The following is a 13,995-nucleotide window of genomic DNA, read 5'->3' as shown; positions in this document are numbered from 1 at the left end:
AATGTATTCATGAAAAAGGTTACAGGTATCATATTATTGTTATTGGCCATCGGCCTAAAAGGATTTAGCCAAACTGCACCGAAGCCATACGGTCCATTACCAACAAAAGGCCAGCTAAACTGGCAGGAAATGGGTATGTACTGCATTATTCATTATGGTGTTGATGTTTATACCGATAAAGAGTGGGGCTATGGCGATGAAGACCCTAAGCTCATTAACCCATCGCAGTTTAGCGCCATGCAAATTGTAGGGGCTGCCAAAGCCGGCGGTTTTAAAGGCGTTGTAGTAGTTGCCAAGCACCATGATGGTTTTTGCCTTTGGCCCACCAAAACAACCGAACATAACATATCCAAAAGCCTATACAAGAATGGCAAAGGCGATATTTTGAAAGAGTACCGCGAGGCTTGCGATAAATTAGGAATGCAGTTGGGTGTATATTGCTCGCCCTGGGATAGGAACAACCCTAACTATGGTACGGATGAATATATCAAAATATACCGCGAGCAATTACGGGAGTTATACACCAACTATGGCTCCCTGTTTATATCATGGCACGATGGCGCCAACGGCGGCGATGGCTACTATGGTGGCAAAAGGGAGGTAAGGCATATCGACAGATCGACCTATTATGGCTGGGACACTACCTGGGCCATTACCCGTAAATTGCAACCAAACGCCGTTATTTTTGGTGACGTTGGCCCCGACGTGCGCTGGGTTGGCAACGAAGAAGGCCATGCCGGCGAAACCTGCTGGGCAACCTATACACCCCATGCCCCGGTAGAAGGTAAAATGCCGGGCAATGGCTTTGTAAAAGATTATGAAGGAACAGAAGGCACCCGCAACGGCGATTATTGGATGCCGGCCGAATGCGATGTGTCATTAAGGCCCGGATGGTTTTACCACAAAACCCAGGATGACGGCGTAAAATCGCCCTATACATTGCTTGATCTGTATTACAAAAGTGTAGGCCGCGGCGCGGCGCTGGATTTAGGCTTATCGCCAGATCCGCGGGGGATTGTAAATGAGATAGACGTTAAATCCCTTACCCAATTTGGTAACCTGTTAAAACAAACCTTTGCAATTAACCTGGCCAAGGGTGCTACGGTTACCGCAAGTAATATACGTGGCGGCAATAAATTAAGCTTTGGCCCGCAGCTTTTGTTAGACAATGACAGGTACAGTTATTGGGCAACTGATGATAAAGTAACTACACCAAGCCTGACAATCGACCTGCATACGCCAAAAACATTTAACGTTATCCGCGTACGCGAAAATATTAAGTTGGGCCAGCGGATAGAAGCTTTTGAGGTTGATGCTTTTGTGAACGGAAAATGGCAGCAGATTGGCGCAGCTACCAGCATAGGCGGCAACAGGCTGATCCGTTTAACTCAAAACATAACAGCAAGTAAATTAAGGTTAAGGATAACCAAATCGCCGGTTGCCATTGCGCTTAGCGACTTTGGTTTGTTTAAAGAGCCCGTACATTTAACCGCCCCTAAAATCACCCGGAACAAAAAAGGCGAGGTAAGCATAACCACCGAGGCGCCTGTAAGCGCCATTAGGTATACCTTAAACGGACAGGAGCCAACCCTTAGCTCGCCGGTATATAAAGGCCCATTTTTGCTGGCCAATGGCGGCATTGTTAAAGCGCGTAGCTTTGAAGGCAAAGGGCAGAAAAGTGATGTTGCTTTTGCCTCATTTGGCTATGCCAAAGCCGACTGGAAAACAATTGATGCGACTGCTGCAAATGATGGGGGCAACAGGGCCGAAAATGCGGTTGATGAGCACACCGGTACGCTATACAGCACATTAAGCAAGAGTGATGCAAAATTTCCGCAGCAAATATCCATTGATATGGGGGCAGCTCGCCAAATCAAAGCTTTTGGATATTTACCAAGGCAGGATAAGCAGGCCGATGGTATTGTTGACCGGTATACATTTTATACAAGCCTGGATGGTAAAGAATGGGTAAAAGTGGCTTCGGGAGAGTTCTCGAATATCAAATCGAACCCGATTGAACAGCCGGTTGTTTTGAGCAACCCCGTTAGCGCCAGGTATTTTAAATTTGAGGCCGAACATGTTATAGCGGGCAATGGCATTACCGTTGCCGAATTAAGCGTTTATTAATCATCTATTATATGGCCGGGCGTATGTTTGAGCAAACCCGGCATACATTCTATAAATTACAAATGAAAAAAACGACCTTCTTAGCCGGGATACTGGCAGTTTTAACAGTGACCGCATTTGGCCAGGCACCAAAAGCTAAAAAAACGACTGGGGCTATCCCGGTGTCTTTCACTAAATACGTAGATCCCTATATCGGCACCGGTTTTCACGGGCACGTGTTTGTTGGGGCTAACGTTCCATTTGGTGCTGTGCAATTAGGGCCAACCAACCTGTCCGAGGGGTGGGATTGGTGCTCGGGTTACCATATTTCAGATTCAACTATTATTGGGTTTCAGCATACACATCTAAGTGGTACAGGTATCGGCGATTTGGGCGATATCTCCTTTATGCCAACCACTGGTGCCATCAAAACCTTTAAAGGCAGCTTGAAAGATATGCAAGATGGCTATGTTTCACTTTTTAGCCATAAAGACGAAGTTGTGAAGCCCGGATATTATAAGGTTAAGCTAAAACGTTATGATATCGGTGTCGAACTTACGGCCAGCACGAGGGTAGGGATGCACAAATACACTTTCCCGGCATCAAAAGATGCGCATATTGTGATTGACTTACAGGAAGGGATTGGCTGGGACAGATCGTACGAAACCTACATCAAACAGGAAGATAAATATACCATCAGCGGTTACCGTTTTTCAAAAGGTTGGGCGGATGATCAGCGTATTTACTTTACCGCCGTTTTCTCGAAACCGATAGAAAAATTTGCCGTTTACGATAGTACAGCCAAAGCAGCTGCTACCAAGTTAAAAGGAGCTAAGGTTAAAGGCGTTATCAGCTTTGCTACCTCAAAAGGCGAGGTTGTTTATGCAAAAGTTGGTATTTCGCCGGTAAGCTCGGCAAATGCCATGCTGAACATCAAAGCCGAAATACCAGGCTGGGATTTTGCCAAAGTTGTTACCCAGGCCAACCAGGCCTGGAATACGCAATTGGGCAAAATCAATATCAAAGCTGATTCATTGTCGATATTGAAAAAGTTTTATACTGCTTTCTATCACTCCATGGTAGCGCCATCTATATTTAATGATGTAAACGGCGAATATTGGGGTACCGATAAAAAGGTGCATAAAAACGTTGGTTTTAATAACGTAACCACATTTTCGTTATGGGATACTTACAGGTCTAATAACCCGCTGTCAACCATCATCCACCCGGAGCATACCAATGATATGATAAACTCGATGCTGGCTATTTACCAACAACAGGGTACGTTACCAACCTGGCATTTAATGGCCAATGAAACCAATTGTATGGTTGGTTATAGCGCGGTGCCTGTTGTTGCCGATGCACTATTAAAGGGCTATAAAGGTTTTGATGCTAACCTGGCTTATTCGGCTATGAAAGCCACAGCTATGCAGGATGCACGTGGAGTTAAATTTGTTAAAAAACTGGGTTTTATTCCTGCAGATAGTACTGCCGAATCTGTTTCGATGGGTTTGGAATATGCTATTGATGATTGGTGTCTTGCACAAGTTGCCAAAAAACTGGGCAAAACTGCCGATTATGAGTACTTTAGTAAGCGTGGTAAATACTACAAAAACTACTACGACCCTAAAGCAGGGTTTATGCGTGGCCGTTTGGCCGATAATTCATGGCGCACACCATACAGCCCGTTCATCTCAATTCATGAAACCGGCGACTTTACCGAAGGCAATGGCTGGGAATATACTTTCCTGGTTCCCCAGGATGTTGAAGGATTAATTAATTTGCTGGGTGGCCAGGATAAGTTTAACATCAAACTCGATTCGTTATTTATTGCCGAGGGGGATATGGGTAAATTTAAATCGCCAGATGTTTCGGGATTAATAGGCCAGTATGCCCATGGCAACGAACCGGGGCACCCGATGGCTTACTACTACGATTACTCGGGCCAGCCATGGAAAACAGCTGCTAAGGTGCGTTATATCCTGGATGATTTTTATACCACTAAAACCGACGGTATTATTGGTAATGAAGATGTTGGCCAAATGTCGGCATGGTACGTGCTATCAGCCCTTGGTTTTTACCCCGTTAACCCCGCAAATGGCCTGTACGTTTTTGGCAGCCCGGTTATTAACGAGGCAACGCTGAAATTACAGGGAAATAAAACATTTCACGTTGTGGTAAAAAATAACGGCCCTAAAAATATGTATATCAACGCCATGAAACTAAATGGTGTAAACTATACCAAAACCTATTTTGCGCACAAAACCCTGATGGCCGGCGGCGAGTTGGAAATAACCATGGGCGATAAGCCAGGTACCGTTTGGGGAGTAGGGGATGCCAATAAAGCGGTGTCGGTGTTGAAGAAGAAGTAGTTATTATCAATTAATCGCGTCATTGCGAGGTACGAAGCAATCCCGAACTATATGGGACTTAGCATGTCGGGGATTGCTTCGTGCCTCGCAATGACGGTTATTTTATATTGAGAGTCAGTGGCTTACAATTACGCAATTATAAGGTTACTCGCAATAACGTTTTTTTGTAAATTAACATTCTCTCTAATACTTCCCGCTGCCCGACAATATCATCGAAGCCAGCTGCTCATCCCTTTCATAAATATCCTGGCGAAAATTCAGCTTGTTATCTCTATCGGTAAATGCCGTGAAGTAGGCGATAAACACGGGCACTTTCTGCTTTAGCGTTATAGTTTGTTCTTTGCCCAGATGCATTGCTTTGTTTATCTTATCGGCAGTCCAGGTGGTATCGTACTTTAGCAAAAAAGCGGTAAGCCTGGCAGGTTCGCCAACCCGGATGCAACCATGACTAAATGCCCTTGACGATTCACCAAATAACGATCGCGATGGCGTATCATGCAAATAAATACTATAACTATTCGGGAACAAAAATTTCACAAGACCTAATGAGTTTTCGGGGCCGGGTTTTTGTTTAATTACCGGCAAACCATTCTCGCGGCCTGTAATGATCATGTTGTGCTTGCTAATATAACTGGAGTTCTTTCGCATTTCGGGTAAAACTTCGTTCCGTACAATGCTTTCGGGTACATTCCAGTACGGGCTAAACACCACATACTGCATTTGACCATAAAATATAACTGTTTGATGAACCTTTTGGCCTACAACCACATTACAACTCCATAACAAGCTATCGGCATGATAAACGTGCAGCTTAAACTCGGGGATATTTACCGCCAGGTAATCGCTGTTTAAACTAATTGGCAGCCAACGGCATCGTTCCATGTTAACAATAATTTGCCTGACGCGTTTTTTTAAGGGAACGTTCATCTCTGCAAGTGTCCCCGGCCCCGGCAAACCATCGGCAGTTAAGCCATGCCTTAGTTGAAACCGGTTTATGGCCTGTTGCAATTCATTGTCAAAAACATTGCCTAAGGTGTCGCCTTTAAAATCTCCCAATTTGAAAAGCCGTGTTCTTATCTGCGGGATAATCGCCGACGAGTCGCCTGGTTTTACGCCTTTGGCTGATGGTATCGTTGTCCATTTTTCTTTCGCGTCTAAAGCCCGGTATTTGGCGAGGTAGTTTTTTAATAAATCGTACTGCCTGTAAACAGGCTCTGATAATGTTCCGCTGCCTTTACCGGTTTGCTTCAACAAAGTATCCAGGTAATCATTATAGGAGATTTTTTTGCGCGGTAAAAACCAGTTAACTGCTTTACTGGTAGAATCGCTCATTCCCTGGAAAGCCAGTTTTGAAAATACAAAATACTGGGCCGTTAGCATCAACTCTGTTTCGATATTGGGTTTTGATGACTTGCTATTAGGCGCAAATATCAATGAGTCTAAAACTTTGGGGTAGGGAGTGGCCTTGTAAATGCCCTCATTTTGTAAATTTCCTACTCTGTCGGCCAGGTTTCCGGCCTGTTCAATCAACTTTCCTTTATTGTACCAGGCGTAAGCAAACTTGCGCTTGCTATAAAACAGGCTGATATCCTTAACATAGGACTCAAATGCAGGGTGGGTTTTAACAAAAGTGGCAAGCAGCGTGCTATCAAAAGTTGCGTCGGTTTGATCGCTGAAACTGCCTGGGATGGTTTTATTCCATTCTTTAACAGCTTTTCGTTTAAGCGAGTCGGCTTTGGATTGCCGGCCGGATTTAGAACTATGATTGCAGCCTAATGGTATGTATAAGAGCGGAATAAGTGTTATGGAAATGAATTTGCAAACGCCTTTTAACATGGATGTTTTTATTGGTAAGTTAAGTAACTAAAAGAAGAATAAAAAAAATTATATAAATGTATAGTAATTATATAGACATTGTAGTATATTTGTTTTATCAATTCAAACGCATGTTAAGTAACACCATAAAATACAAATCAAACACCTTTTTAAATCGCTATGATTTTAATGGGATGATGTGTATGTGTTGCTGCTGTTGAGTTTCTCCTCTTCAAAAACCAAAAATCGCCCCAAAAGTTTACTGCCCTCGTTATTAATAATATATTTTATGAACGCTTACCTGATAAATCATTTAAAGAAAGCATTTTTTGATAGGGTGTTGCATTACCGGCAGGTGATTTATGGATTATGTCATTGTTGAAGATGATATTCAATCCGATACTTCAATGAACATAATTTAAACACCATTAATTGTACTTTAAAATGTTAACTACCGCTAATAAATACCCGTTTTTCGATCTTTCAGAAATTGTTCTTGATAATGATATTCCTTTTAAACCTTACCGCGCTTTGCAACCTGTAAAAGCAGGTAATTATATTCCGGATTTAAAGTTTTCCAATGATTATACCCGTTGGCAATCGTTTTTCAATGGTGCACAAACCCATGGGCCAATTGCTTTAAGACAGCTGCTCAAGAAACCATTGGTGATCGCATTTTACTCGCACCACTGGAAAGAGGAAGGCTTTGAATTGTTACAGCAATTAAACAATATCCAGCAGGAAATAAGGGCTAATGGGGGAAGTTTATTAATTATCAGTGATGAACGTACCGACGAGCTGGCAAAGCAAGCCTGGGAAAATAGCTTTACCCTTAACTTTTATCATGACCAGGAGAAAAACATAGCCCAAATATTCAGAATCTATTCTGATAACGACCCGGTTTGGAACCGCTTTTCGGGTATTGATGTTAATGTGCCCTTACTGGCCACCTATATTATCGATGCCAATAAGCAAGTGATTTATAACCACATCGATCTTGACTTTTTGGGAACTTTTAATAGTGAAGCGATCATTACTTCGGTTTACGAATCGTCATTGATAGCTAACAGCAGGAAATCAGCCTGACAATTTAAAAACGAGGTTTATTCACAAAAACATAAAACTATGTCGAACGCAATTGATGAGCTTCAGCAAGTTAAAAGCAAAGTACATCGGCAGATACTTAAGGCTAACGATGAATATGTAAAACATTTTGGCGAAAAGGGTAATCTTACTATACCGCCGGCACGCCAGTTTGCTATTTTAACCTGTATGGATGCCCGCCTTGATCCAGCTAAATACGCGGGCCTTGCCGAGGGTGATGCACATGTAATTCGTAATGCAGGCGGCCGGGCAAGTGACGATGCTATCCGTTCATTGGTGATATCGCATAAACTATTGGGCACTAAAGAATGGTTTGTAATACACCATACGGATTGCGGTATGGGCTTGTTTACCGACGATATCATTCGCGACTTACTCTCCAAAAGCCTGAATACCGCCACTATCGACGAAAACGGCTGGCGCAATACCGATGAAAACGGTGGATCTGACGAGGCCAACCACATTGCATTTCTCACCTTTAAAAATCTTGAAGCAAGCGTTATTGAAGATGTTGAACGGATAAGGCATCATCCATTAGTAGCCGGTAACATTCCCATTTACGGTTATATATATGATGTGCGATCGGGCAAATTGATTGAGGTACTCCAGGCCACGCACGCAGGCGAGGTTTTAAACTAAATAATATCGGCTTAAAACGGTTAATTTGGATATCTTAGGGGGATAAACACCTCTTTGCACCATACATGAAGCTTGAAAAGCGCGATTACGATGCGATAATAGTAGGATCGGGACCAAACGGACTGGCGGCTGCAATTTTATTACAGCAAAACGGTCTTTCCGTTTTATTACTTGAAGGCAAAAGCGAAATAGGAGGAGGGTTGCGTACTGCCGAACTTACCCTGCCCGGCTTTAAACACGATATATGCTCGGCCATTCATCCACTGGCGGTTGCATCGCCTTTTTTTGAAACATTGCCGCTTGCCCAACATGGCCTCGAATACATATTTCCGGAGACAGCAGCCGCCCATCCTTTTGATGATGGAACGGCTGCTGTTTTGCTTAAATCGGTAACAGAAACCGCCAGGTTACTTGGTGAGGATGAACAGGCTTACCTTGATTTAATGCAACCCGTAGTAAAAAACTGGCCACTAATAGCCGCAGATGTTTTAGGCCCACTGCATTATCCCAGGCATCCATTGCTGCTGGCACAATTTGGCTTACCTGCTATAACGCCATCCACTTGGTTAGCAAAAAGGTTTAAAACCCAAGAGGCTAAAGGTCTATTAGCGGGAATGGCGGCACATTCCATACAACCATTAAGCAATATCGCCACATCCGCCATTGCGATGGTATTGATGGCGCAGGGGCATTTGAAAGGATGGCCGGTGCCAAAAGGCGGATCGGAGCAAATAGCGAAGGCATTGGCATCGTATTTTGTATCAATTGGCGGCGAAATTAAGACAGGTTTTTATGTCGAATCATTAAACCAGTTGCCTTCGTCGCATGCTGTTTTATTCGATATTACACCAAAACAACTGTTAAAAATTGCGGGCCACAAATTTTCTTCCCTGTACAAATGGCAATTGGAACGCTATCGTTACGGGGCCGGGGTATTTAAGGTAGATTGGGCTTTAGATGCGCCAATCCCGTTTAATGCCGAAGCTGTAAAACGGGCAGGAACTGTACATATTGGCAATACCTTTGCCGAAATTGCCGAAGGGGAACAATTGATTTGGAAAGGTAAACATCCGGATAAACCCTACGTGCTTTTGGCCCAGCAAAGCACCTTCGACTCATCGCGGGCACCGGCAGGCAAACATACGGCATGGGCGTATTGTCACGTACCGAATGGTTCAAATGAAGATATGACGGATATTATAGAACGACAGGTTGAACGCTTTGCGCCCGGCTTTAGGGATACCATTTTGGCTAAACATACTTTTAACACCGCCCAGTTGGAAGAATACAATCCCAACTACATTGGTGGCGACATTAATGGCGGTGTAATAGATATCGGCCAGTTATTTACGCGGCCGGTGTTAAGGGCTTCGCCTTATAAAACCTCAGCCAAAGGGTTGTACATTTGTTCATCCTCCACGCCTCCGGGTGGAGGAGTGCATGGTATGTGTGGGTATCATGCGGCAAAAAAAGCGTTGAATGATATTTGGGGGATTAAGGTAAAATAATTGTAATTCAATATATTAAAATGTCATTGCGAGGAACGAAGCAATCGCTCGCAATGACATAATTGAATATTAATTCAACTCCAGCGTCACTACCGATTTTGCGGGCAGTGTAACTACCAGTTTATCACCATCCTTTTTAGCGCCGGTAAAACTTACCAGGTGCAACTTGTTTGGATTGGCAAATGTGTTAATGTCGGTAATACCGGCCGATGTTAGCACCTGGCCTTTAACTGCGCTCCATTTTACGTCTTTCAATTCAGTAGTAATCGTTATGGCATTGTGCATATCAAGGTTAACTAATGATATGTGCACTTTTCCTGTACCATCCTGTGACGCTGATGCATTTACCGCCTGGATTTTTTTGCCGTCAACCTCGTAGTTTGGCACGTCCAGTTTAATAGGGAGATATTTGGCATCCTGGTGCACTTTGTACATATCAAAAATATGATAAGTAGGGGTAAGCAGCATTTTTTCTTTGTCGGTTAAAATAAGCGCTTGTAACACGTTGACGGTTTGCGCCAAAGCTGCCATACGTACACGGTCGCTATGGTTATTGAAAATATTAAGCGTAGTACCGGCAATTAAGGCATCGCGCAGGCTGTTTTGCTGAAACAAAACGCCTGCGTTGGGGCCTGGTTCCGGATCTGTCCAAACACCCCATTCGTCAACCACCAGGGCTACTTTTTTTCCGGGATCGTATTTGTCCATAATGGCCGAGTGTTTGGTAACCAGCTCTTCCATTTTAAGGCAGTTAACCATAGTATTAAAGTATTCTTTTTCGCTAAACTCGGTTGCTGATCCTTTTTTATCCCAGCTACCGGTAGGGATGGTGTAATAATGTAATGACAGGCCCGACATCATCCCCGACGGAATTTTTTTCATACAAACTTCCGTCCAGTTATAATCGTCGGCATTGGGCCCGCTGGCTATTTTTTGCAAATGCGCACCCGGATAATCTTTCGCGAAAGAGGCGTAACGTTTAAAAAGGTCGGCGTAGTACTCTGGCGTCATGTTGCCGCCGCAGCCCCAGCTTTCGTTACCCACGCCCCAAATGGTTACTTTATAAGGTGCCGGGTGACCGTTTTTAACACGCTCCTGAACCACGGTACTCGTGCTGTTCGAGTTAAGGTATTCAATCCATTTCGACATTTCCTCTACCGTACCGCTGCCCACATTACCGGCAACATAAGGCTCGCATTTCAGTAATTCGCAAAGCTCCAAAAACTCATGCGTGCCAAAACTGTTATCTTCTGTAACGCCCCCCCAGTTGGTGTTTACCATCCGCGGGCGTAAGGCCGTTGGGCCAATACCATCGCGCCAATGGTATTCATCGGCAAAGCATCCGCCCGGCCAGCGAAGGTTAGGGATCTTGATCTTTTTCAACGCCTCTACAACATCCAGACGGATCCTATCCTGCTTTTTAACAGGCAAGGTTTTATCAACCCAAAAACCGCCATAAATACCACGACCCAAATGCTCGGCAAATTGCCCGTAAATGTGCTTGCTGATGGTTGTTTTTGAATCGGTACTGATACTAAGCGTTCCGGTTTGGCTGTAGCCGGATGCTGAAATTAAACACAAGGCTGCAACGCCAAGTGATGAGAGCAAATTTCTTTTCATGGAATAACAGGTTTATGCCGTAAAGAAAAGAAAAAATAATTAATAAGTGTTGTTTTAACAATAAAAAAGATTTGAGATGTTAGATATGAGATTTGAGATGAAGTTTTAAAATAGGGGCCTGGCTGCATTAATAGGAGATTTTGATTTTGCACCGGAAAGTAACGAAGCATGTTTTTTAAAGCCCTGACTCAAATCTCATATCTAACATCTCATATCTATTTCGCTTCCTTTTCCAAAAACTCATTAAACTTATCGCTGTTGTAATCGGCTGCGCCCGTGTGTTTGTATTTTAGCTTGCCATTTTTGCCGAAGATTAATGTTGTTGGTATGGTGCCATCCAGTAACGTATCGGGGAATTTGCTTACAGATATATATAATGGCAGGTTGTAATGGTTGTTTTTGAAATAGGCCCTTGATTTGGGCAGGTTATTATCGCTATCAACCATAATAAAAACAATATTGGGGTTACTTTTAAACTTCGTATAAAGCTTGTTTATCGACGGCATTTCGGCAAGGCATGGCGGGCACCATGTTGCCCAGTAATTCACAAAAATCACTTTGTTTTTAAGACCGGATATCGCAATTGCATTTCCGGATGCATCCTGGTAAATATAATCTGGCAGGGTTTCAGCAATTTTATGGTCACGGGCATAATCGTCGGGATCTGGTTTAAAAGCGCCGACGGCCATTAAACCGCGAATAAGGTCAACTTTGGCGGCAGGGTTTAACCAGGTAGCTACAACCAATGCCATCAATAATATAAATATGATATTTGATGCTGAAAAGTATTTGCGTGGTATCATATGGTAAGTTTGATACAAAGATGCAAACAAAGTGGCGTTATGTTTATGGTGTATGAGGAATAGCTTTTATTTTAAGCGAAACGTTTGAACTGTGAGCTTTTTGGAAAGACGATGTGCCATATTTTACCGACCCAACCCCAAAATCGCTGAGTTTTAAGTCTCAAATCTCATATCTAACATCTCAAATCCAATTTCCTCCGTACAATTTTTAAATTTATTTGTTTTAATAGTATTGTAACAATATATTTACCAGTAATTATTACCCTAATAGTTAATCTGGAAAAGTGAAAAGGTTTATTGCAATACTATTACTTAATGTGCATCTGTTCAATTTGGGCGGGTACCAGTTTGTATTTCAGTATTTCATCCACCAATCCGAAGTACAGATTGTAAAAGAGATTTACGAAAACAAGATTGATGCTACCAAACTTGTCGAAATCAAAATCCCGGTTCACCTTCCCGGTATAAAGAAATGGGATCATTATGTTAGGGATAACGGCCAGTTGCAGCTAAAAGGTGTTTACTATAATTATTTGAGATACAAAATGTCGCCGGATACTATGTCGTTCATTTGTATCGCCAATAGTGTCAAAACCCGCCTCGTATCTGCCAATCTGGTTATTGCTAAAGAAATCAATGACGTACCGCTCAGCAAAAAAGGTCACGATTCGCTTAAAAAGTCGGGCACGGGGAACGATTATAGTTTCCAGGTAATAGACTACCAGTTTGTTGCCTTTTCAACACAGCTTAAAGCCGTTGCAAGCCCTATAGCCTACCATATTAACGATCCTTACATCGAATCTCCCGGCAAACCGCCAAATTTTACCTGCTAATTATAGCTTATAAATTATGATGTTGAATTGTTCTTTATCAAATATGATAATGGCAGTTTGATTTATTATCGTTCGAATAACTTTTTTCAGTCTGCATACGGGGCTTTAAATCGATATTTTGATAATACATACCATAAGCTTCCAGATTTTACACTGAATTAATGTTTATGGCATTGTTTTAATGCTGTAGATTATTCTCTATCAGTTAGTTTATTATTAAATTTTTATTGAATTTCCTTACTTAAATAGAATGAAACATTCATTGCTGTATTTTTACAGATGCTGTATTGTTTTGGCTGTCTGCCTTACTTTAACTAAACATGTACAAGCCCAAACTGATGCCGACGCGCTGATGATTCCCAAAAACTACGTTTGCGTTGCAGGTGCTTACACCCACAGCCAGTGGGACCATTACTGGGAAGGCACCTTTAAACGCGATGCGCCAAATATGGGCACCGTAAGCTCAAATGCTTACATGCTTGGTGTTGTTTATGGCCTGTCAAATAAAATCAACGTATCTGTTGCGCTTCCTTACGTTACAACCAATGCCAGCGCCGGAACTTTGCGGGGCGAGCACAACTTGCAGGATGTAAGCGCTTATGTAAAATGGCTGGCGTTGAAGAAGGAAATTGGCAAAGGATCTTTAAGTTTTCATGCTATCCTTTCGGGTTCAATACCTGCAAGTAATTATGAGGCCGATTTTTTACCTTTATCTATAGGCTTACACAGTAAAAACGTTGCTTTACGTGGTTTGGTTAACTATCAGGTTGGTCTGTTTTTTGTTGCCGGCGCTTATCAGTATGTACGCAGGAGCAATATCACCATCGACAGAAACTCGTATTACACTACCGAAATGCATTACACCAACGAAGTGCAAATGCCCGATGTTTCTAATTATTTAATCAGTGCCGGTTTCCGTAGCTTACAGTTTCATGCCGAAGCTACCTTTACGCAGGTTGATACCCATGGTGGTTTTGATATCAGGAAAAACGATAATCCTTTCCCAAGTAATAAAATGAATTCGCAGCTTGCGGGCCTCATCCTTAAATATACGTTTACCAAAATACCAGGATTAGAACTCAGTGCTGGCGGCAATTATGTGTTGAAAGGAAGAAATGTTGGTCAGTCGCGCACCATCTTCGGTGGTATTGACTATGTTTTTAATACCAGGAAAGAGAAATAATTTTTAATAATT

10 protein-coding genes are annotated in these 13,995 nt (G+C 42.7%); 7 read left to right on the top strand and 3 right to left on the bottom strand.

Going from position 1 to position 13,995, the window contains the following annotated elements:
• Window positions 1–9: 9 nt before the first annotated feature.
• Both AC1RM2_RS28065 and AC1RM2_RS28060 read left to right on the top strand, forming a co-directional pair.
• Entirely contained in the window at window positions 10–2,127 is a 2,118-nt protein-coding gene (locus AC1RM2_RS28065) for an alpha-L-fucosidase (protein WP_492988469.1), read from the top strand.
• Between the two features lie 62 nt (window positions 2,128–2,189).
• Complete coding sequence (locus AC1RM2_RS28060; protein WP_492988468.1) at window positions 2,190–4,478, top strand: GH92 family glycosyl hydrolase; 2,289 nt, start codon at window positions 2,190–2,192, stop codon at window positions 4,476–4,478.
• A 183-nt stretch (window positions 4,479–4,661) separates the two neighbouring features.
• Here AC1RM2_RS28060 and AC1RM2_RS28055 read toward each other — a convergent pair whose 3' ends face one another.
• Window positions 4,662–6,314: a L,D-transpeptidase family protein gene (locus AC1RM2_RS28055; RefSeq protein WP_492988467.1), complete on the bottom strand. Its 1,653-nt coding sequence runs from the start codon at window positions 6,312–6,314 to the stop codon at window positions 4,662–4,664.
• A 423-nt stretch (window positions 6,315–6,737) separates the two neighbouring features.
• Between AC1RM2_RS28055 and AC1RM2_RS28050 the strand changes: the two genes are divergently transcribed.
• From AC1RM2_RS28050 to AC1RM2_RS28040, 3 genes are all read left to right on the top strand, one after another.
• Window positions 6,738–7,379, top strand: coding sequence for a peroxiredoxin family protein (locus tag AC1RM2_RS28050; RefSeq protein WP_492988466.1), 642 nt, complete (start codon window positions 6,738–6,740; stop codon window positions 7,377–7,379).
• 39 nt (window positions 7,380–7,418) lie between these two features.
• Window positions 7,419–8,036, top strand: coding sequence for a beta-class carbonic anhydrase (locus AC1RM2_RS28045; RefSeq protein WP_492988465.1), 618 nt, complete (start codon window positions 7,419–7,421; stop codon window positions 8,034–8,036).
• Between the two features lie 65 nt (window positions 8,037–8,101).
• The gene (locus AC1RM2_RS28040) at window positions 8,102–9,544 is read left to right on the top strand and encodes a phytoene desaturase family protein (protein WP_492988464.1); all 1,443 of its coding nucleotides are present in this window, start codon (window positions 8,102–8,104) and stop codon (window positions 9,542–9,544) included.
• Between the two features lie 69 nt (window positions 9,545–9,613).
• On the opposite strand, the gene AC1RM2_RS28035 is transcribed toward AC1RM2_RS28040, so the two are convergent.
• Together AC1RM2_RS28035 and AC1RM2_RS28030 are read right to left on the bottom strand one after the other, a co-directional pair.
• A complete protein-coding gene (locus AC1RM2_RS28035; RefSeq protein ID WP_492988463.1) occupies window positions 9,614–11,164 on the bottom strand; it encodes an alpha-N-arabinofuranosidase in 1,551 nt (516 codons plus the stop codon).
• A 215-nt stretch (window positions 11,165–11,379) separates the two neighbouring features.
• Window positions 11,380–11,967, bottom strand: a complete 588-nt coding sequence (locus AC1RM2_RS28030; RefSeq protein WP_492988462.1) for a TlpA family protein disulfide reductase — start codon at window positions 11,965–11,967, stop codon at window positions 11,380–11,382.
• Window positions 11,968–12,251: 284 nt separating this feature from the next.
• Here AC1RM2_RS28030 and AC1RM2_RS28025 point away from each other — a divergent pair, with 284 nt between their 5' ends.
• Window positions 12,252–12,800 carry a hypothetical protein gene (locus tag AC1RM2_RS28025; protein WP_492988461.1) on the top strand — a complete coding sequence of 183 codons (549 nt, stop codon included), beginning with the start codon at window positions 12,252–12,254 and terminating at the stop codon, window positions 12,798–12,800.
• A 250-nt stretch (window positions 12,801–13,050) separates the two neighbouring features.
• Entirely contained in the window at window positions 13,051–13,983 is a 933-nt protein-coding gene (locus AC1RM2_RS28020; RefSeq protein ID WP_492988460.1) for a hypothetical protein, read from the top strand.
• The last annotated feature ends 12 nt before the right edge of the window (window positions 13,984–13,995 follow it).

It is taken from the genome of Mucilaginibacter sp. GW822-FHT03E02 (assembly GCF_058801545.1).
The sequence above is the reverse complement of the archived record's forward strand: the minus strand, read 5'-3'. Positions and strand labels throughout refer to the sequence as shown.

Coding starts and splice junctions, on each gene's coding strand:
- AC1RM2_RS28065 (WP_492988469.1), top strand. CDS start 10: ATGAAAAAGGTTACAGGTATCATATTATTGTTATTGGCCATCGGCCTA.
- AC1RM2_RS28060 (WP_492988468.1), top strand. CDS start 2,190: ATGAAAAAAACGACCTTCTTAGCCGGGATACTGGCAGTTTTAACAGTG.
- AC1RM2_RS28050 (WP_492988466.1), top strand. CDS start 6,738: ATGTTAACTACCGCTAATAAATACCCGTTTTTCGATCTTTCAGAAATT.
- AC1RM2_RS28035 (WP_492988463.1), bottom strand. CDS start 11,164: ATGAAAAGAAATTTGCTCTCATCACTTGGCGTTGCAGCCTTGTGTTTA.
- AC1RM2_RS28045 (WP_492988465.1), top strand. CDS start 7,419: ATGTCGAACGCAATTGATGAGCTTCAGCAAGTTAAAAGCAAAGTACAT.
- AC1RM2_RS28030 (WP_492988462.1), bottom strand. CDS start 11,967: ATGATACCACGCAAATACTTTTCAGCATCAAATATCATATTTATATTA.
- AC1RM2_RS28040 (WP_492988464.1), top strand. CDS start 8,102: ATGAAGCTTGAAAAGCGCGATTACGATGCGATAATAGTAGGATCGGGA.
- AC1RM2_RS28020 (WP_492988460.1), top strand. CDS start 13,051: ATGAAACATTCATTGCTGTATTTTTACAGATGCTGTATTGTTTTGGCT.
- AC1RM2_RS28055 (WP_492988467.1), bottom strand. CDS start 6,314: ATGTTAAAAGGCGTTTGCAAATTCATTTCCATAACACTTATTCCGCTC.